At 70.9% G+C, this 19,189-nt stretch carries 17 protein-coding genes, 1 tRNA gene and 1 pseudogene; 8 read left to right on the plus strand and 11 right to left on the minus strand.

The genetic code is table 11. The features are described from left to right. Positions 1 to 67: 67 nt before the first annotated feature. Positions 68 to 871: an exodeoxyribonuclease III gene (locus tag IF99_RS0126385; protein ID WP_031000125.1), complete on the minus strand. Its 804-nt coding sequence runs from the start codon at positions 869 to 871 to the stop codon at positions 68 to 70. Between the two features lie 77 nt (positions 872 to 948). Here IF99_RS0126385 and IF99_RS0126390 point away from each other — a divergent pair, with 77 nt between their 5' ends. Continuing rightward, positions 949 to 1,434 (plus strand): GNAT family N-acetyltransferase, encoded by a 486-nt coding sequence (locus IF99_RS0126390; RefSeq protein WP_031000126.1) that lies wholly within the window; start codon positions 949 to 951, stop codon positions 1,432 to 1,434. Positions 1,435 to 1,558: 124 nt separating this feature from the next. On the opposite strand, the gene IF99_RS0126395 is transcribed toward IF99_RS0126390, so the two are convergent. Both IF99_RS0126395 and IF99_RS0126400 read right to left on the minus strand, forming a co-directional pair. Next, a complete protein-coding gene (locus IF99_RS0126395) occupies positions 1,559 to 2,029 on the minus strand; it encodes a hypothetical protein (protein WP_234340866.1) in 471 nt (156 codons plus the stop codon). A gap of 349 nt (positions 2,030 to 2,378) precedes the next feature. Continuing rightward, a complete protein-coding gene (locus tag IF99_RS0126400; protein WP_234340867.1) occupies positions 2,379 to 3,092 on the minus strand; it encodes a TetR/AcrR family transcriptional regulator in 714 nt (237 codons plus the stop codon). 99 nt (positions 3,093 to 3,191) lie between these two features. On the opposite strand from IF99_RS0126400, the gene IF99_RS0126405 reads away from it, so the two are divergent. Next, positions 3,192 to 3,674: an SRPBCC family protein gene (locus IF99_RS0126405; protein ID WP_031000131.1), complete on the plus strand. Its 483-nt coding sequence runs from the start codon at positions 3,192 to 3,194 to the stop codon at positions 3,672 to 3,674. 969 nt (positions 3,675 to 4,643) lie between these two features. Here IF99_RS0126405 and IF99_RS35850 read toward each other — a convergent pair. After that, entirely contained in the window at positions 4,644 to 5,558 is a 915-nt protein-coding gene (locus tag IF99_RS35850) for a GntR family transcriptional regulator (RefSeq protein ID WP_158716661.1), read from the minus strand. A gap of 176 nt (positions 5,559 to 5,734) precedes the next feature. Between IF99_RS35850 and IF99_RS0126410 the strand changes: the two genes are divergently transcribed. From IF99_RS0126410 to IF99_RS0126430, 5 genes are read left to right on the plus strand one after another with little or no spacing between them, the layout of a single operon-like run. Further along, positions 5,735 to 6,073 carry a hypothetical protein gene (locus IF99_RS0126410; protein ID WP_158716662.1) on the plus strand — a complete coding sequence of 113 codons (339 nt, stop codon included), beginning with the start codon at positions 5,735 to 5,737 and terminating at the stop codon, positions 6,071 to 6,073. Beyond that, positions 6,070 to 6,282 (plus strand): hypothetical protein, encoded by a 213-nt coding sequence (locus IF99_RS0126415; RefSeq protein ID WP_031000135.1) that lies wholly within the window; start codon positions 6,070 to 6,072, stop codon positions 6,280 to 6,282. Before IF99_RS0126410 ends, IF99_RS0126415 begins: the two co-directional genes overlap by 4 nt. 26 nt (positions 6,283 to 6,308) lie before the next feature. Beyond that, a complete protein-coding gene (gene repSA, locus IF99_RS0126420) occupies positions 6,309 to 7,718 on the plus strand; it encodes a replication initiator protein RepSA (RefSeq protein WP_037827665.1) in 1,410 nt (469 codons plus the stop codon). Next, positions 7,703 to 7,909: an excisionase family DNA-binding protein gene (locus IF99_RS0126425; RefSeq protein WP_031000138.1), complete on the plus strand. Its 207-nt coding sequence runs from the start codon at positions 7,703 to 7,705 to the stop codon at positions 7,907 to 7,909. The genes repSA and IF99_RS0126425 overlap by 16 nt, the downstream gene beginning before the upstream one ends. Further along, positions 7,906 to 9,123: a site-specific integrase gene (locus tag IF99_RS0126430; RefSeq protein WP_031000141.1), complete on the plus strand. Its 1,218-nt coding sequence runs from the start codon at positions 7,906 to 7,908 to the stop codon at positions 9,121 to 9,123. The genes IF99_RS0126425 and IF99_RS0126430 overlap by 4 nt, the downstream gene beginning before the upstream one ends. A gap of 76 nt (positions 9,124 to 9,199) precedes the next feature. Here IF99_RS0126430 and IF99_RS0126435 read toward each other — a convergent pair. The 6 genes and pseudogenes from IF99_RS0126435 to galU form a co-directional block, all read right to left on the minus strand. Beyond that, positions 9,200 to 9,273, minus strand: a tRNA-Ala gene (locus IF99_RS0126435). Between the two features lie 86 nt (positions 9,274 to 9,359). Then, positions 9,360 to 10,615, minus strand: a pseudogene (locus tag IF99_RS35210) (hypothetical protein). A gap of 165 nt (positions 10,616 to 10,780) precedes the next feature. Further along, complete coding sequence (locus IF99_RS0126450; protein WP_031000145.1) at positions 10,781 to 11,443, minus strand: GNAT family N-acetyltransferase; 663 nt, start codon at positions 11,441 to 11,443, stop codon at positions 10,781 to 10,783. Between the two features lie 26 nt (positions 11,444 to 11,469). Further along, positions 11,470 to 12,615, minus strand: coding sequence for a bifunctional molybdenum cofactor biosynthesis protein MoaC/MoaB (gene moaCB / locus IF99_RS0126455; RefSeq protein WP_031000147.1), 1,146 nt, complete (start codon positions 12,613 to 12,615; stop codon positions 11,470 to 11,472). 152 nt (positions 12,616 to 12,767) lie between these two features. Beyond that, positions 12,768 to 14,222, minus strand: coding sequence for a gephyrin-like molybdotransferase Glp (gene glp, locus IF99_RS0126460; RefSeq protein WP_031000148.1), 1,455 nt, complete (start codon positions 14,220 to 14,222; stop codon positions 12,768 to 12,770). Continuing rightward, positions 14,222 to 15,130 (minus strand): UTP--glucose-1-phosphate uridylyltransferase GalU, encoded by a 909-nt coding sequence (gene galU / locus IF99_RS0126465; protein ID WP_031000151.1) that lies wholly within the window; start codon positions 15,128 to 15,130, stop codon positions 14,222 to 14,224. The genes glp and galU overlap by 1 nt, the downstream gene beginning before the upstream one ends. A gap of 90 nt (positions 15,131 to 15,220) precedes the next feature. On the opposite strand from galU, the gene IF99_RS0126470 reads away from it, so the two are divergent. After that, complete coding sequence (locus tag IF99_RS0126470) at positions 15,221 to 15,838, plus strand: 5-formyltetrahydrofolate cyclo-ligase (protein WP_031000153.1); 618 nt, start codon at positions 15,221 to 15,223, stop codon at positions 15,836 to 15,838. A gap of 169 nt (positions 15,839 to 16,007) precedes the next feature. Here IF99_RS0126470 and IF99_RS0126475 read toward each other — a convergent pair whose 3' ends face one another. Further along, positions 16,008 to 18,908 carry a penicillin acylase family protein gene (locus tag IF99_RS0126475; protein ID WP_199806568.1) on the minus strand — a complete coding sequence of 967 codons (2,901 nt, stop codon included), beginning with the start codon at positions 18,906 to 18,908 and terminating at the stop codon, positions 16,008 to 16,010. Positions 18,909 to 19,189 lie beyond the last annotated feature (281 nt).

Raw genomic sequence — 19,189 nt, forward strand, 5'->3', positions numbered from 1 at the left:
CCGCGACACTCCTCCCCCGCCCGAACCAACCGCCCCAACCGCTCCTCCCCCTTGCCCCTCCCCCTCCTCACACCTCGTACGTCACCGTCACCGGCGCGTGGTCGCTCCACCGTTCCGCGTGCGTTGCCGCCCGCTCGACCTCCGCCTTCACCGCACGCCCGGCGAGCCCCGCGCTCGCCATGTGGTAGTCGATCCGCCACCCCGTGTCGTTGTCGAAGGCCCTCCCCCGGTACGACCACCACGAGTACGGTCCCTCGACCCCCGCGTGCTGGGCGCGCACCACGTCCACGTAACCGCCGTCCGCGGGGTCGAGCACCCGCGACAGCCATTCCCGCTCCTCGGGCAGGAAGCCGGCGTTCTTGCGGTTGCCCCGCCAGTTCTTCAGGTCGGCCTCGGTGTGCGCGATGTTCCAGTCCCCGCAGACCAGCACCTCGCGCCCCTCCGCCGCCGCCCGCTCACGCAGCTCCTTGAGGTACGTGAGGAACTCGTCCATGAAGCGGTACTTCTGCTCCTGCCGCTCGGTCCCCACTTCACCGCTCGGCAGATACAGGCTCGCCACCGTGACGCCCGGCAGGTCCGCCTCCACGTAGCGCCCGGAGCCGTCGAACTCCGCGCTGCCGAAGCCCGTCCGCACCCGGTCGGGCTCCCGCCGCGTGTAGAGCGAGACCCCGGCCCGCCCCTTGTCGACCGCCGGGGCGTGCAGGCTGAACCACCCATCGGGGCGGGCCACCTCCTCCGGCAGCTGGTGGGCCTCGGCCCGTACCTCCTGGAGGCACACCACATCCGCCGAGGTCCCCGCCAGCCACTCGGTGAAGCCCTTCTTGGCCGCGGCACGCAGCCCGTTCACGTTCACACTCGTCACGATCAGCACACCCGAAACCCTAGAGCACACGCTCGGACATTCGTCCGGAGTTATCCACAGATGCGACCGGCGGTACGATCATCCTCATGCAGATCCGCCCCGTCCCGTACGACCACCCGGACGCCGTCAAGCTCAACGACCAGGTCCAGCTCGAATACGCCGAGCGCTACGGTGACGACGGCGACATGACCCCGCTCGACGCCGCGATGTTCACCCCGCCCCGCGGCCTCTACCTCCTCGCCTACGACGAGCGCGAGCGCCCCGTCGCCACCGGCGGCTGGCGCAGCCAGGACACGAACGAGGAGGGGTATACGGACGGCGACGCCGAGCTCAAGCGCATGTACGTGATCCGCGAGGCCCGCGGCCTCGGCCTCGCGCGCCGCGTCCTCGCGCTCCTGGAGGAGGACGCCCGCGAGGCCGGCCGTACCCGCATGGTCCTGGAGACCGGCACGATGCAGCCCGAGGCCGTCGCCCTCTACCTCTCCAGCGGCTACACCCCGGCCCCCGCCAAGTTCGGCCTGTACCGCGAGTACGACACGAGCCTCTGCTACGTGAAGTCCCTCCGCCCCTGACGCGGCACCCGGCGCCCCCCGCCCGCGCCACTCCCCGCGACCCCGCGACGCCACCCCCCGGAGGCCCCACCCCGACCTCCGGCCCGGCACCCCTCGCCGTACCCCCGCACCTCACCCGCCGCCCTCAGCGGCCAGACGCCCCCTCTCCGCCTGCTCCTCCTTCTCCGCGCGGAGCCGGTCGCGGAAGCCCGATGGTCGTGGCCCCGAAGTCCCGCCCCTGCACCACCAAACCGCCGTTCACGGTGCCGCTCACCGAGTTGTACGTGTCCCCGCTCCCCGTACGCTCCTGCTCCGGCACCAGCTCGTCGAGGAGTGCGCGCAGCTCGCCCACCGCCTCCGGGTGCTCGCGCAACGCCCGCCGGAACCGCAGCCGCCACGCCGCCTCGACGTCCTCGGCGATCCCCGGGTCCTCACTCGCCTCCACGAGGTCACGCCGGGCCTCCTCCAACTCGGCCTCGACCCGCTCCGCCTCCCCCGCGTCGTCGCCGCGCGAGAAGAACCGCGCCACCCTCTCCCTGACGGCCGCCCACCCGTCGGCGACCATCAGCCCGACGAGCGCGGTCGCCCCTTCACCGGCCAGCAGGCTCACGTCCATCGCTTCTCCTTCCCCCATGCCGGAGCCGTGCCGGACCCGCTGCCGGGACCGGCTCTCGTACGTCGTCCCACCGTAGGGAGAACGGGAAGCTCCGGACAGACCACCGCCCGCCACACCGAACCGCCCCGCGCACACAGGGGAGCAACCGGCCCGGACCCCTTCGCCGGAGCCGTCACCTGGGTTGTGGGCACGCCGAGGACGGGGCTCGTAGTGCTCTGACCAGACAGACCCAAGAGCCCGTCCGCGATGGCCGTTGCGGTAGGTGGGTTGCCGGGAAGGCGCACCGCCGGTGTAGGGCGCACCGCCGGTATAGGGCACACCGTGCGCTACCCGAGACCGGCTGGTCGTTTCACTCGCTGTGCCGGGCGGGGGCGAGCGAGGCCAGCCCGGTCTCGATGAGTCGGGCCGCGCGCTGGACGTCGGCGCTCACCATGTCGTGCAACCGCTCGGGTGTCTGGGCGCGGTTCAGGTGCCTGCGGAGCGCCTGGAACTGGAGGGGCCACAGGGCGAGCAGGGCGGTCGCGGCGATCTGTGGTTCAGGGTCGTGCGGGCTCATCCCGTTGCGCCGGGCCAGGATTTCGGCGGCCACGGCGACCTGCTGGTCAGCCATGTCGCGCTGATAGGCCCGCAGGGACGGGGTGGATCCGATCAGCATGCCGAAGCGCAGAAGCATGGTCTTCGCCTGGGCCAAATCGTGCTGTTCGGTCAGCCAGGACGTGATGCCCGCCAGCTCGCCGGACAAGATCTTCAGCACGGCCTCGACCGGCGACAGCTCCGGATCGGCCAGCGTGGTCCGCAGGGAGTCCAAGGTGGCCTCGCCCAGGTCCAGGACGAGGGACTCCTTCGTGGGGAAGTGGTTGAACACGGTCTTCTCCGACACCCCACAGGCATCGGCGATCTCGGAGACACGCACGGCGTCAAAGCCCCGTTCCATGAACATCTCGGTGGCCGTATCCGACAGCTGCCGCCGCAACAGCCGCTTCTTGCGCTCCCGCAGGCCCTCAGCGGCGGGTTCCGCGTCACGACGGCGCAAAGCCGTCCAGTCCACAGTGCGCATGCTCATGGATGCAGACTAATCCAGCCTGCGTAAAATTTCTGTGGCTATAAATTTCCACTGACTGTAAGTATGCTGCGCTAGACACCCGCCCAGAGGAGCCCCGCCATGAGCACCATCCACATCGTCCGCGACTACCCTCACCCGCCGCAGAAGGTCTGGCGCGCCGTGACCGATCCAGAGCTGATCCCGCTGTGGACGGCCACCGGCGCCGGCGCGCGCCTGGAGGGCTTCACGGCCACGGTCGGCACCACGTTCAAGTTCATCGCCAAGCCGAAGCCTGGGTGGAGCGGCGTGGTGCTGTGCGAGGTCCTGGAGGCCCGTGAACCCTCGCTGCTGCGCTACTCCTGGCAGGACGAGGGCGGCGGCGAGGTAACCGAGGTCGCCTACCACCTCGCACCGCACGGCGGCGGGACACGTTTCACCTACCACCACACCGGCTTCACTGGCACCGGAGGATTCTTCATGGCCAAAATCCTCGGCACCGTCCGCGCCAAGATGCTCACCAAAGGCCTGCCCGCCGTACTGGACGACCTCGACGACGACGGCACCCTGCGCCCGGACAGCACCCTGCGTCCCAAGCAGCACTAACAGGGCTGTGACAGGAACCCACTGAAGGCGGGCACGTCCGCACCTCACCGTTCACGACGCGCCTACACCACGGCCGGGGGCAGGGGCCTCACTCGTGCCCCGACCCTCTCCATCCTCGAAGCCGGAAAGAACCGCAGGGTCCACCGCAACGCACCACTGCCCGAGAGGGACCGCTTGCGAGGGCCCAGAGGCGGTAAGTGACGTGCTGCCCGCTTCGCGCTTGCGGGGGGGCTGTCGGGCCGACGACGGCTTCTCCGGGCGGCCAAGGCCGTGGCCGGGTGAACTATCCCTGCTCAGGTGCGGTCGAGCTCCCCCGTTCGACCAACCACTTGAGCTTCAGCCGAACCTTGTTGACGTTGCCGGGCGCGATCTCCAGACCCAGCGCCTCGCAGACCGCCCGAGCCCGCAGCGGGGCATCGGCTGCGGCGAACCCACCATGATGTGCCGGCAGGCCGGATGCTCCGGCGGCTTCCCGGCCGATGACACGGGCACGGAGGGATCGGCAGCGCCATCAGTATCTTTCGGATGACGCGGATCCCTTCGGCGACCCGCCCCGGCACGGGGCCCGACGCGAGCGAGCGTTGACGCGTTCACAGGAACGGCCCGCCTACCGGCACGCGGCCACCACCTCCAACAGGCCCTGCACACGCAAAGATCCCGCCCGATCATCAGATCGGACGGGATCTCGCGAACCCTTCCCGAGCAAACTCGGGAACAGTCATCTGTGGACCTGAGGGGATTCGAACCCCTGACCCCCTCGATGCGAACTACGGGCGTGGCGGTCGGAACGGGTCGCCCACATGGTGAAGCGGTCACAGTAGGCCGCTTACGGCCGGTCAAGTTCGCTGCGGTTGCTGTACTTCGCTGCTGTACCGCTGCACTCACATCCCACCTCAACCCACCACTTCCCCTGCTTCCATCCCGTCCGCCTTCGGCCCACACACCGTGGAGCGGGCGCGGCCCAGGGCGTCAAGGTGGAGCGCGCCACTGTACGAACGACCTTGACGCCCTGGGCCGTGGCTGCTCGCCTCTGGCTGGGCCGAAGGTGGGCGGGATGGAATTGCAGGGGCGCGCGTCGGCGGAGCGGGGCGGAGCGGGCCGGAGGCAGGAGCGGCGCCCCGGTGGAGCCGGGAGCGCGCCCGGCGGAGCGGAGCGCAGCCGGATGATGTCGGCTGTCTCTACCGGGCGCTGATCGGTTCGGAAGGTGCGCCGGATACAGAAGACATGTACGCCTGACTCGATGCGGAGAGCGTTGACCTCGGCAGCTCGCGGCGGGCGCACGGTGACTTCTTCGGTCACGTGAGTGATGTGTGCTCCGATGGCGTCCATCCGGGGAATGACGCCCGCGTTGGCGTACCTGCCTTCTTCGGGAAACTCCACCTCTGTGCCACCGGTCAGTTCAAGTGGCTCATAGGAGATGGATGACTGGATGGGCTCCCCATCCGCCAGGAACAGATACTCCGTCTTCATCACGGGGTCACCCGCTCGGATTGCCAGTCGCTCCGCGACCTTTGATGTAGCAACGACATGAACGCTAGAGGCTTGCACATTGGGATCTCGTCCCGCGTCCATAGCGTCTGTTGCGAACTCCCCGAGCTGCTTTTGCCTGCGATACCGACGAGGCTTCCGGGTCAGACGGCGCTCTTCGCGTACGTAGGTCCCCGACCCCCGCACCTTGGTGATTAGGCCAGCCTTGGCTAGCTCATCGAGCGCCTTGCGGGCAGTCTCCCGAGCCACGCCGTAGTGATCCATCAAAGAATTTTCGCCAGGCACCCGCTCGCCCGGTTCCATCTCTCCCGACTCGATCGCGCGCTGTAGGACGGCCCCAATCCGCACGTAGATGGGGCGATCGTCGCCGGTCAGGAGATCTGGGAGGTGGTCCATGTACCCATCTTCAACCACGTTCTCTGGAGAACCAAGCTCTGACGCCGTTGACTTCTCCGGAGAACTCCCTCATTCTGAACGAAGTTCTCCGGAGAACTTCGTCGGAGATGAAGAAGGCGCGGTGCCCGCCTGGCAGCAACGCACCGCGCCTAGATCCCACTGAGGGAGCTTCCATCATGCCTGCATCTGCTCGTACCGCGCATGTCTCGCTTGACCGTGGTTGCCCGGCGTGTGGTCACCGCCGGTGCCCGGACCCGGCGGAGTGCCTGAACGTCCTGACGTCCTCTTTGTGGGGTGACTGCAACATCTGCGCGGGTTCCGGCTTCGCCGGGGACTACTCGCCCTTGGACGTGTTCTGCCCGGTGTGCACGGGCTCCGGCCTGATCGAGTACGTCCCCGGCGAGATCACCCCGGACGAGATCACCGAGGACGCCAAGGACCGCTATGCCGCCGTGGTGGCGCGCCTGGTGGCCCTTCTCCCGCAGCACCAGCCGTCGTTGGCGGTGGCCTCGTGAGCGCCTTCGATGACGCGCTGCGGGCCGCTGAGGTGGCCGACGAAGAGCGCATGGAACTGATCGCCTCGTACCTCGACGCGCACGACGTGCGTCCGCACACGGAGTTCTTCACCGTTGTGGATGACGCGCTCTACGCGGAGGAGAGAGCGAAGGTCTGGGGCCTCTATCCCCCGGCCGGGCACAGTTACGCGGGGGAGGACCTTCGGTGACGGTCTTCCCCGTCGAGCCTTCGGCCGTGGCCTCTTCCGCTGCGGCCGTTGGCCTTGCCCCGACGACCCTTGCTGATCTGCTGCGGGTGGCGAACCTGCCGGGCTTCGAGCGCTGGCAGGAACAGGTGCGCCGCACCGGTGGCTGCTCGGACCCGATCCGCCTGTCAGGCCAGACGGTGACCCGCGACAAGAGCACGGGACAGGTCTTGTACTCGTACTCGACCGAGCACGAGCCGGGCGGGGTGCTGCGGGTGGCGTGCGGCAACCGGCGTGCCTCGCGCTGCCCCTCGTGCGCCTGGACGTACGCGGGCGACACCTTCCACCTGATCCGCGCGGGCCTGTCTGGGGACCCGAACAAGGGCACCCCGCGCACGGTGGCCGCGCACCCGAAGGTCTTCGCCACCCTGACCGCCCCCAGCTTCGGCCCGGTCCACAACCGGCCCGCCTCCGGCACCTGCCGCTGCGGCACCCAGCACCCCGAGGACTCACCCGCCCTGGGCACGGCCCTGGACCCGACCACGTACGACTACGCGGGCGCGGTGCTGTGGAACAACCACGCCGGGGACCTGTGGCGCCGCTTCACGATCTACCTGCGCCGCGAGATCGCCCGCCGCGCCGGGCTCACCCAGTCCGCCCTGGGCGAGGTGTGCCGGATCTCGTTCGGGAAGGTCGCCGAGTTCCAGAAACGGGGCGCGATCCACTTCCATGCGATCGTCCGCCTCGACGGCCCCGAAGGTCCCGACGAGCCGCCCCCCGCCTGGGCGACCACGGGGCTCCTGGAGGATGCGATCCCGGCCGCTGCCCGCCGGGTCGCTGTGCCGCTCGCCCCCGCCGGCGCTTTCCCGGCCCGCGTCCTGCGCTGGGGTGCGCAGGTGGATGTGCGCCCGATCGGTGCGGCGAGCGCGAACACGGAGCTGAGCGAAGAGGCCGTGGCCGCCTACGTCGCCAAGTACGCCACCAAAGCCGCCGAGACCACGGGCACGGTCGATCGCCGCATCGGGGAGCTGGCAGAGCTGGACAGGTTCCGGGAGCTCCCGCAGCACACCCGCCACCTGATCGAAGCCTGTTACCGCCTCGACGACGCCTACCCGGACCGCAAGCTCTGGCAGTGGGCCCACATGCTCGGCTTCCGGGGCCACTTCTCCACCAAGTCCCGCCGCTACTCCACCACCCTCGGCGCCCTGCGCCACACCCGCGCGCAATACCGCGCCCGCCAGGAACGCCACGAGAGGGGCCTGCCGGACCCGGACGACCACCCCGACGCCTCGACGCTCACCCTCGCCCACTGGGTCTACGCCGGACACGGCCACACCCCCGGCGAATCCTGGCTCACCGCCCGCATCGCCCACGAGATCCGCACCAACCGCGAAACCGCCCGCGAAGAACTTGCCCAACTCGCCCATGAGGAAGGGGACATGGCATGGCCGCTGTCGTGATCCAGCGCAAGTGGCACACCACCGCCGAGGTTGCCGAGATGCTCGGCTTCGGCCTGTCCAAGACCAAGATGCTCGTGCTCACCGGAGAGATCCGCTCGGTGAAGATCGGGCGCAACCGCCGCATCCTCCCGGCCTGGGTGGACGAGTACGTCAGCCGCTGCGCTGAGGCCGCTGAGGAGTGGTCCGCATGAGCGGCAAGCGCGGCAACGGTGAGGGCTCGATCTACCCGTACAGGAACGGCCACGCCGCCTATGTCTGGGTCACCAAACCGGACGGTAAGCGCGCCCGCAAGTACGTCTACGGCAAGACCCGCGAAGAGGTCCACGACAAGTGGATCAAACTGCACGCGGAGGCGAAGAAGGGCCCGGTGGCTACCTCGGTGCCGACGCTTGCCGCCTACCTCGCGCGGTGGGTGAAGGAGGTGGTCGAGCCGGACCTCAAGCCGAAGACGGCGGAGACGTACGCCATGCACGTGCGCCTCTATCTGACGCCCGGCCTGGGGGACAAGCGCCTCGACAAGCTCACGGTTCGGGACGTGCGGACCTGGGTGAATCGCCTACTAGACGAGTGCCAGTGCTGCGCGCAGGGGAAGGACGCGCGACGCGACAAGCCCCGCTGCTGCGCTGTGGGTCGGTGCTGCCGACAGGTTGCCTCCCGCCGAACGATTCAGGACGCCCGCGCCGTGCTGCGGTCCGCACTGACCAACGCGATGACCGAAGAGTTGATCACGAAGAACGTGGCCGGACTCGTCAAGGTGCGGTCCGGTCGCAAGGTCCAGCGCAAGCCCTGGTCGGTCGAGGAGGCGCGGCGGTTCCTGGAGGCCGCCCAGACGGCGCACGACCCGCTCTACGCGGCCTACGTCCTGATCCTGGTGCTCGGCTTCCGGCGTGGTGAGGTGCTTGGTCTCACCTGGGGAAACGTGGACCTGGAGTGCGGAGAAATCACAGTGCAACTCCAGCTCCAGCGTATCCGCCGCCAGTTGGTCCATGACGAGACCAAGACCGAAGCCTCCTCGGCCACGCTCCCGCTGCCGCAGATCTGCGTGAACGCCCTGAGGTTGCGGAGGCAGGAACAGGAGCGGGCGCAACTCGCCGCCGGTGAGCTGTGGGCCGACTCGGATTTCGTCTTCACCACGCGGTACGGGACGCCGGTGGAACCCCGGAACTTCAACCGCTCGTTCGCCAATCGCACCGAGAAGGCGGGCGTCCGGGGTATACGCCTCCACGACACCCGGCACACGTGCGGCTCGCTCCTTGCCGCTCTGGACGTGCATCCTCGCGTGGCTATGCAGATCCTTCGCCATAGCAAGATCGCAGTAACGATGGAGGTCTACACGCACGTCCCGTCCGAGGCGACGCGCAAGGCGCTGCGGAAGCTCGGCAAGCACCTGGGACGGCAGTCGTAGCGGTTGCTGTACTCCGCTGCTGTACGGCAGCAGAAAGCCCCTCCCGAGTGAACCCGGGAGGGGCTTTGAGCTGCTGTGGACCTGAGGGGATTCGAACCCCTGACCCCCTCGATGCGAACGAGGTGCGCTACCGGACTGCGCCACAGGCCCTTGCGACGAGTGAAACTCTAGCACCCCCGAAGGGGTGCTCGGTAATCCGTTCCGCACAGGTCAGGGGCCCCTGCGCGGTCGCCGGCTCACTCGCCCGCCGCGCGGGGCGGGGGCTTCTCCTCGTACTGGTCGAAGAGGGGGGTGTTGCGGCGGCGCCCGCGCGTGCGGCGCGAGGGGCGGGACTCCACCGCCTGCTCCGGTTCGGCTCGCGGGGTGGGCTCCGCGGGGGTGGAGCGGGCCGAGGACCAGACGTCGGGGGCGCCCAGGTCCACGTCCTGGGTCGCGCGGGGGGCGACGGGTGCGGTCACGTAGGTCGGCAGCGGTACGGGCACCGGGTCCCAGCCCGCGCCGCGCGGCTCCCTGCCCGGGGCGCGCTGCTGGTCGACCCACTCCGCGTGGTCGGTCTGTTCCACCAGGGCGCGGCGGTCCGCGGCGAGCGCCGAGGCATCGGGGTGCCCGGCGGGCTCGGGACGCCGGGCGTCCTCGGCGGGGGCGCGGCGCGCGGGCGCTTCGGGCTGCGGAGCGATCAGCTCGGTCGGACGCTCGTCCGCCCCGGGACGCCGCTCGGGCGCGGACCGGCGCTCGGGCGCGGACCGGCGCTCGGGCGCGGGACGCCGTTCCGGAGCCGGGTGGCGCTCCGGAGCCGGGTGGCGCTCCGGAGCCGGGTGGCGCTCCGGAGCCGGGTGGCGCTCCGGAGCCGGGTGGCGCCGATGTAGGCGCTGAGCAGCACGGCCGGGACGGCGGGCACCCACAGGAAGCCGAGTCCCCACACCGCCGCGACGACCGAGCCGAGCGTGAAGACGAGGAAGAGCAGCACCGTCGTGCGCCGACGGCGGGCGAGTACGCGGGTGCGGCGGGCGCGCGCCTGCACCTCCGCGGCGTCGGGGCTCCATACGGTCCGGGGCCGCTCGTCCCGTTCGGCCTCGGGCTCCGCCGCTCCCCGCGCCGCCTCGGCGTGCCGGGCGTGCTCCCGTCCGCGCGGCTCCTCGGCGAGCGGCTCGCGGGGAGCTTCCGGAGGCGAGGACGGCACGGAGGCGGGCGGCTGCTGGGGCGTCTCGCGGAGGACGGTCCTGGGCGCGGCGAAGGCGCGGACGTCGACCGATTCGGTCGGCTCCGCCTCGCCCGCCGGGGCCTGCTCCGGTTCGCCCGGGGCGCGTTCCCGCAACTCCTTGGCGTAACGGCGTTCCATCCCCGCGCGTCCGGACAGCAACCGGATGGCGGTACTGAAACGTTCCGTCGGACGGGCCTCGTTCAGCTCGTCCTGCCTGCGAAGCCACATGGGGACCAGATAGGCCGCCCAGGCCCCGACGATGACTGCGTAAATGAGGCCACTGCTGCTCACCTCTCACACGGTAGAGGGGTTTTCGCCAGGCGATCCGCCAATTGAGTCGGTGTGTCGCACGAACCGACTGATAACACGGGCATTTTTAGGAACGATCTGATCAACAGAAAGGCATGAATGGTATGTACGGATCAGATCACCCTGCTATTCGAATAACTTTTCGAATTATGAGGAAGAGCTTTTCCACTCCCCGCGCTCGCCTCGCGCCTCACCCCGTGCGTCACCCCGCGTCTCCCCCTGTGAGCTGCGCCGGGCCCGCCACCGCGCCAGCAAGCCGTGCGGCACCTCCTCCGCGGTGAGCGCGAAGACGAGGTGGTCGCGCCAGCCGCCGTCGATGTGCAGATAACGGGGGCGCAGGCCCTCTTCGCGGAAACCGAGTTTCTCCACGACGCGGCGGCTCGGGCCGTTCTCCGGACGGATGCAGACCTCGATGCGGTGCAGGCCCATCCGGAAGAAGGAGTGGTCGACTGCCAGGGCCACGGCGGTCGGCATGACACCCCGTCCGGCGATGTCCTGGTCCACCCAGTACCCGATGTGCGCCGAGCACATCGAGCCCCAGGTGACCCCCGCAACCGTCAACTGACCGACCAGGCGCCCCTGGTACTCGATGACGAAGGGCAGCATGCGGCCCGCCTTCGCCTCCGTGCGCAGATGCCGGACCATCTGACGGTAGGTCGGGCGGTGCGTGATGGGGCCCGAGGGGGTCGGCGGCGGGATCGTCGCCTCCCAGGGGCGCAGCCAGTCGCGGTTGCGCCGGTTCACCTCGCGCCAGGCGCTCTGGTCGCGCTGTCTTATCGGGCGCAAGGTCACGTCGCCCTCCGTCAGCACGACGGGCCACGTGGACAGATACCCGTTCAGCTCGGGCTCCCGGCGTTCTCGGCGGGGCCGGTGGTGCCCGGGCCCGGGTCGGTGCCGGCGCCGGTCTGCTCCGGGGCCGGGCGGTGGTCGCCGCCGTGGACCTGGTCGACGGCGTGCGGCAGCCAGCGCTCCAGGACGGCGAGTCCGTCGCGGACGCCGCCCGTGGAGCCCGGCAGGTTCACGACGAGGGTGGTCCCCGCGACCCCGGCGAGCCCGCGCGAGAGCGCGGCGCTCGGGACCTTGCCGAGCCCCTCGGCGCGGATCGCCTCCGCGACGCCCGGGATCTCGCGGTCCAGGACGGCGCGCGTCGCCTCGGGCGTGAGGTCGGTGGGCGTGAGCCCGGTGCCGCCCGTCGTCACGACGACGTCGTAGCCGGTCTGGACCGCTGCCCGCAGGGCGGCCTCCACGGGTGCCCCGTCCGGCACGACCTGCGGCCCCTCGGTCGCGAAGCCCCAGGCCCGCAGCGCCTCGGCGATCAGCGGCCCGCCGCGATCGGGGTAGACCCCGGCGGCGGCACGGTTCGACGCGGTGACGACGAGCGCGGTACGCGGCCCGGCCGGGGGACGGGGCGCCACCGCGCGCGTACGCTCCCGGGCGGCCCCGCCCGTACCGGCGGACGCCCCCTCGCGGTGCCAGTCGCCCGACTTGCCGCCGGTCTTGGTCTCGACGCGGATGTCGGTGATGGTCGCGGCCTTGTCGACGGCCTTGACCATGTCCACGACCGTGAGGGCCGCGACGGAGACGGCGGTGAGGGCCTCCATCTCGACGCCCGTGCGGTCGGTCGTGCGGACCGTGGCGGTGATCCGGACGGCCTCGTCGGTGACCTCCAGGTCCACGGTCACGCCGGAGAGCGCGAGGGGGTGGCAGAGCGGCACGAGGTCCGGGGTGCGTTTGGCACCCATGATCCCCGCGATACGGGCGGTCGCGAGGGCGTCCCCCTTGGGCAGGCCCTCCCCCCGGAGCAGGGCGATGACCTCGGGGGTGACGAGGACGCGTCCGGTGGCGCGTGCGGTGCGTGCGGTGATGTCCTTGCGGGTCACGTCGACCATGCGGGCCGCGCCCGAGGAGTCGAGGTGCGTGAGCCCGCCGGGCGGCGGGTCCGCGGGCTCGGGGGCGGCGGCCCCCGCGGGCGTGGCGGTCATGAGGCGAAGGTGCTCCCGTTGTGGGCTCGCGGGCGTCTCGCGCGGGCCGGTGTCGGGCAGCCACGGTACTCGCCCGGGACCGGTGGAATCAGGGCAGCACCGGTCGCGGGGCGCCCCACGCGCCGCGCGGACCCGCCCCGTACCGGAGCCGTTCAGCCGAGCAGGACGACCTCCACTTCCTCGCCCGGCTCCACCGAGGTGCGCTCCTCGGGCACGACGAGGAGGGCGTCCGCCCGCGCCAGGGCGCCGACCAGGTGCGAGGAGGCGCCGCCCACGGGGGTGACGCGGCCGTCCGCGTGGCGGGCGCGGAGGTACTGGCGGCGGCCCGCGGGCGAGGTGAGGGCCTTGGGGGCATCGACGACGGCGCGGACGGTGGGGCGGTGCAGGTCGGTGAAGCCCGCGAGGGCCCGGATCGCCGGGCGGACGAACAGCTCGAAGGACACGTACGCGGAGACCGGGTTGCCGGGAAGGGCGAGGACGGGCGTCGCGTCGCGCCCGATCGTGCCGAAGCCCTGGGGCTTGCCCGGCTGCATCGCGAGCTTGCGGAAGGCGACACCGCGCGGCGCCTCGGCGCGGGCGCCCTCGGCCTCGGCCTCGGGGACGCTCTCGGCGGCGGGGACGTTGTCGGCGGCGGTTCGGTTCTGGGCCGCCGGGGCGTCCTCGCCCGTGCCCACATCCTCGCCCTCACCTTCGGCGGTCGTCTCCGGCAGCCCCGTCCAGCCGGTCAGGGCCTCCTTCACTACGTCGTAGGCGCCGACGCTCACGCCGCCGGAGGTCACGACGAGGTCGGCGCGGATGAGCTGGTCCTCGATCGTGGCGCGCAGGGTCTCGGCGTCGTCGCCGATGGCGCCGACCCGGAAGGCGATCGCGCCCGCGTCCCGGGCCGCGGCGGTGAGGGCGAAGCTGTTGGAGTCGTGGATCTGGCCGGGCGCCAGGGACTCGCCGGGCTGGACGAGTTCGCTGCCGGTGGCGAGAACGACGACGCGCGGGCGCGGGCGTACGCGGACCGTGTCGCGCCCCAAGGCGGCGAGCAGGCCGAGCTGGGGCGGGCCGAGCACGGTGCCCGCCGCGAGCGCGAGATCGCCCTCGCGCACGTCGCTGCCAGCCTCGCGTACGTGTGCGCCCGGCTCGGCGGAGCGGAAGACCCGGACCGTGCCCGAGGCGCCCTCGGGCGCGGTGCTGTGCGGGGTCATGCGGTCGACGGGGCCCGCGCCGAGGCCGCCGTCGGTCCACTCGACGGGCACGACGGTGTCCGCGCCTTCCGGCAGCGGGGCGCCGGTCATGATGCGGACCGCCTCCCCCTCCGCGACCGGCAGGCCGGGGGACGGCCCGGCCGCCGCGTCGCCGACGACCTTGAGCGTGACGGGCGCGTCCTCGCCCGCGCCCGCGAGATCGGCCGCCCTGACGGCGTACCCGTCCATGGAGCTGTTGGCGAAGGGGGGCAGGGAAAGCGGCACGGTCACGTCCTCCACGAGGACGCAGCCCTGGGCGTCGAGCAGCTGGAGCTCGATCGGCTCCAGCGGGCGCACCGTGGCCAGGATGTCGTCCAGGTGCGCGGTCACCGGCCAGGGGGCCTCGGGGCCCTGGGGCTGCGTCGTCGTGCTCACTACGGCTGCATCTCCTCGTCGACGTAACTGCGGAGCCAGGCGCGGAAGTCCGGGCCAAGGTCCTCACGTTCGCACGCGAGCCTGACGATGGCGCGCAGGTAGTCGCCGCGATCCCCGGTGTCGTAGCGGCGGCCGCGGAAGACGACGCCGTGCACCGGGCCCCCCGCCCTCTCGTCCTCGGCGAGGTGCTGGAGCGCGTCGGTGAGCTGGATCTCGCCGCCGCGCCCCGGCTCGGTCTTGCGCAGTATGTCGAAGATGCGCGGGTCGAGGACGTAGCGGCCGATGATCGCGTAGTTGCTGGGCGCGTCGGCGGGGTTGGGCTTCTCGACCAGCCCGGTGATGCGGACGACGTCGTCGTCGTCCGTCGTCTCGACGGCCGCGCTGCCGTAGAGGTGGATCTGCTCGGGCGGGACCTCCATGAGCGCGACGACGCTGCCGCCCTCACGGGCCTGGACCTCGATCATCCGGGCGAGGAGCGGGTCGCGCGGGTCGATGAGGTCGTCGCCGAGGAGCACGGCGAAGGCCTCCTGGCCGACGTGCGGCGCCGCGCAGAGCACGGCGTGCCCGAGGCCCTTGGGGTCGCCCTGGCGCACGTAGTGGAGGTCCGCCAGGTCGGTGGACTCCTGCACCCTGGCGAGGCGGTCGCCGTCGCCCTTGCGGCGGAGCGCCTCCTCCAGCTCGTAGTTCCGGTCGAAGTGGTCCTCGACCGGGCGCTTGTTGCGGCCTGTCACCATGAGGACGTCGTTCAGACCCGCGGAGACGGCCTCCTCCACGACGTACTGGATCGCGGGCTTGTCCACGACCGGCAGCATTTCCTTCGGGGTGGCCTTGGTCGCCGGGAGGAACCTCGTCCCGAGACCGGCGGCGGGGATCACGACCTTCGTGATCCGGGAGTGTGCGGAAGTCATGGCGCCACCATAGCCAGCGCTTTGCCGCCGCCCGCGAAGTTGTCCACAGGTGGCGGTCATATTGACTGATATGACGTAATAAGGAGCGCAGTGAGCCCAGTGCCAGAGGAAACGAAGGACGCGAAGAGGGTCCTGCGCCGCTCCCTTCTGACGGAGCGGAACGCCAGGCCGGCCGCCGAGGTACGGCGCCTGGGGCACGCGCTGGCCGAGGTCGCCTCGGGGCTCCCGGAGCTGGAGGGGTCGCGGACCGTGGCGGCGTACGTGTCGGTCGGCGGCGAGCCGGACACCGGGCCGCTCATCGAGCTGTGGCACGCGCGCGGCGTCCGGGTCCTGCTGCCGGTGCTGCTGCCCGACGACGACCTCGACTGGGCCGTCTACGAGGGCCCGGCGTCGTTGCGCGAGGTGCGGCGCGCGGGCCGCATGACGCTGCGCGAGCCCGTCGGGTCGCGGCTCGGGCCCGGCGCGGTCACGGAGGCGGAAGCCGTACTGCTGCCGGGGCTCGCCGTGGACCGCGCGGGGCGCAGGCTCGGGCGCGGCGGCGGCTCGTACGACCGGGTGCTGACGCGGCTCGCCGCCTCGGGCGCCGAGCCGCTCCTCCTCGTCCTGCTGTACGAGGAGGAGGTGCGCGACACCGTCCCCGCCGAGCCGCACGACCGGCCGGTGCACGCGGCGGTGACCCCGGCGGGGGTGCGGCGGTTCGGGAGGTAGGGCGGCGGTACGGGTGGGGCGGCCCCGTGGGCGCGCGGCTCGGGGGCGTCCGTCCGCGGCACGCGCGAGGGGCGCTTCCGCTGGGCCATACGCGTGAGGGGCGCCCCCGTCGTGGGGGCGCCCCTCACCCGTCATCGTCGCGCGGGCCTCTTACCGCCGCGCGTGCGGCTCACGGTTTCAGGATCAGCGTGTCCTTGGTCGCCTTCTTCACCGCCGCGTCGCTGTAGGCCCAGGGCAGCGTCTCGCCCTCGGTCCACTTCTCCGTCTGGTCGGTGTAATGGGCGCTGTAGGCGTGGCCCGAGGCGCCCGTCAGGTTGATCCACCGGGATTTGTCGAGGTCGGCGAGGTTCACGATCATCCGCATCGACGGAACCCAGACGACGTCGTAACCGCCCGCGGCGTTCCAGCCGGTCGCGTCCACCGCCGCCTCGCCGCCGCCCAGCTTGTACGGGCCGCGGTTGAGCATCCGCTGGAGGAAGCCGGGGCCCTCGGTGCCGAGCGTCTGGTTCTTCAGCGTGAGCTGGTGCAGGCGGCCCCAGCTCCACGTGTCGATGTCCTTGCCGAGCTTCGCGGTCAGCTCCCAGCGGGCGTCCTTCATGGCGCGCGCGAAGAGGCCGTCACGCGTGGCGGTCGCCTTGTCCTTGCGGGTCTTGGGCGAGGACCACCACTCGCTCTCCGGTTCCTTGACGAGCTTGCGGACGACCTCGTACCAGCGGTCGCCGCCGTCGGGCTGCGCGCTGTCCGCGTCGCGCTGCCCGCACTCGCGGACCCGCGTGTCCTCGTCGACGGGGCCCGTGGTGCCGGCCGGCTCGACGTTGAGGCACTCGTCCTTGACCCGTACCTCCTTCGGCAGTTTCTGGCCGAAGGCGAGGATCAGGATGTTGCGCCACACGCCGTTGAAGTACGCGGCCGCCGCCGAGTCGGGCTCCTGGGTGTAGTCCCAGCCCTCCAGGAGTTTCTGCGCCTCGCGGACGTAGGGGTCCTTGACATCGATCTTCAGCAGGTAGGGCGTGAGCAGGCGGGCGATCTCGCTGCTGTTGTCCCTCTGCATGGAGGTCATGTCGTCGGTGGAGATCTTGCCGCCGTCCTTGATCTTCGACTTGATCAGGTCGGTGATGCGCTGGCTGCGGGTGCCGTACCCCCAGTCGCTCGTCAGCTCATAGGGATAGTTGTCCTTGTCGACGACAGCCTGGTTGGCGGTGACGATGTAGCCACGCGCGGGGTCGTACTCCCAGGGCAGCTCGTCCTGCTTGATCCAGCCCTGCCAGCTGTAGCGGGAGTCCCAGCCGGGCGCGGGCAGCGAGCCGTCGTCCCCCTTGGCGCGGACCGGGATCCTCCCCGGTGCCTGGTAGCCGATGTGGCCCTCGGTGTCGGCGTAGATGAGGTTCTGCGAGGGCACCTCGAAGAGGGCGGCGGCCGAGCGGAACTCCTTGAAGTCCTTCGCCTTGTCGAGCGCGAAGACCGCGTCCATGGAACGGCCCGGGTCGAGCGCGGTCCAGCGCAGCGAGACGCCGTAGCCGTCGCCCCGGTCGGGCGCCGCGCTCGCGACGGGCGCCTTCTTGCCGACCTTCGTCAGTTCGCCGTCGCGGTCGGAGATGAGCGGTCCGTTGTCGGTCTCACGGACGGTGATGACCTTCGACGTGCCGCCCGCGACCTTGATCGTCTCCTTGCGGGACTTGAACTTCTTGATCTTTCCGTCGACCTGGTAGCCGTCGCTCGTGACCTTCTCCAGGTAGAGGTCGGTGACGTCGGCGCCCAGGTTCGTCATGCCCCAGGAGATGTCGCCGTTGTGGCCGATGATCACACCGGGCATGCCGGAGAAGGTGTACCCGGAGACGTCGTACTGGCACTTCGCCGAGACCGTGCGGCAGTGCAGCCCCATCTGGTACCAGACCGAGGGAAGCTGCGGGGCGAGGTGCGGGTCGTTGGCGAGCAGCGGCTTGTTCGTCGTCGTGTACTTGCCGGAGACGACCCAGGAGTTCGAGCCGATGCCGTTGCCGCTCGGGCCGAGCAGATCCGGGACGCGGTCGAGAGCGTCGTAGACGCCGGTGAGCTTGTCGCTGATGGCCTGGGCGTCGGTGGAGCCGAAGCTGCCCTGGGTACCGGCGCCCGCTGAGGTACCGGTGCCGGTGCTCGTGCCCGCGCCGGTCCCGGTGCCGTCGGCGCTCGTGCCCGTCCCGGTGCCGCCGGTGCCCGTGCCGCCGGTCCCGGTTCCGCCGGTACCCGTGCCCGTGCCCATCGAGGTGCCGTCGCCGACGCCCGTGCCCGTCCCCGCGGGGGACCCCTTGTAGTCGGGGTCGTACTTGCCGGTGACCGGGTCGACGCCGCCGCCCTGAATGATCGGCGCGTTCTTCTCGTACGGGTACGCGGGATAGAGGTCCTTGATCTGTTTCGCGCTGAGGCGGCTGCTCATGAGGGAGCGGTCGATCTCGTCCTGCATGTTGCCGCGCAGGTCCCACGCCATCGCCTTGAGCCAGGCCACCGAGTCGACCGCGTCCCACTTCTGCGGCTTGTAGTCGTTGGTGAAGCCGAGCGCGGCGTACTCCAGCGAGATGTCCTTGCCGTCCTTGCCCGCGAGGTAGGCGTTGACACCCTTGGTGTAGGCGTCGAGCGAGCGCTTCGTGGCGGCCGACAGCTTGGTGTCGTACTCCTTCTGCGCCACGTCCCGCCAGCCCAGCGTCCGCAGGAACGCATCGGTGTCGACCTGGCCGTCGCCGAACATCTCGGAGAGCCGGCCGGAGGTCGTGTGGCGGCGCACGTCCATCTCCCAGAAGCGGTCCTGGGCCTGGACGTAGCCCTGCGCCATGAAGAGATCGGCGTCGCTGTCCGCGTAGATCTGCGGAATCCCGTAGCCGTCGCGGCGGACCTCGACCTTGCCGCTCAGACCCTTGAGCTGCAGCGTCCCGCTCGCCTGCGGGTACGAGGCCCGGACGGTGCTCACTCCCCACCACCCGCCGTACCCGACGCCCGCCACGAGGACGAGGACCAGGAGAATCACGAGGAGGCGGGCTCGACGCCCTTTCTTCTTGCCGGACTTATGACCGGAAGAGGGGGTTGTATTCGCGGGCATCGCTGTCCTTGCTGTCCTTCGAGCGGCCGAGCGGGCGGAATCGTCCGGGCGGAGAGTCACCCCAACGCTGGAGCAACCATAGGCGCAGCGCCTGTAGGCCAAGGACGCGGTACGGCGGCGGAGGCCGGGACCGAGGGCCCGTTCGCCCCGCTTCGCACGGCACTTGAGCACTCCCCCACCCGACCGGCTTGCCCCTTGTGTGCCGACTTCTCCGGTGCAAGGCGGTCGTATCTCCGCATGATCAGACGCACTCGGGCGAGAGAGCCGGTTCGCGAAGACGC

Source organism: Streptomyces sp. NRRL F-5630, assembly GCF_000719475.1.
In the GTDB taxonomy this organism is placed as follows: Bacteria; Actinomycetota; Actinomycetes; order Streptomycetales; family Streptomycetaceae; genus Streptomyces.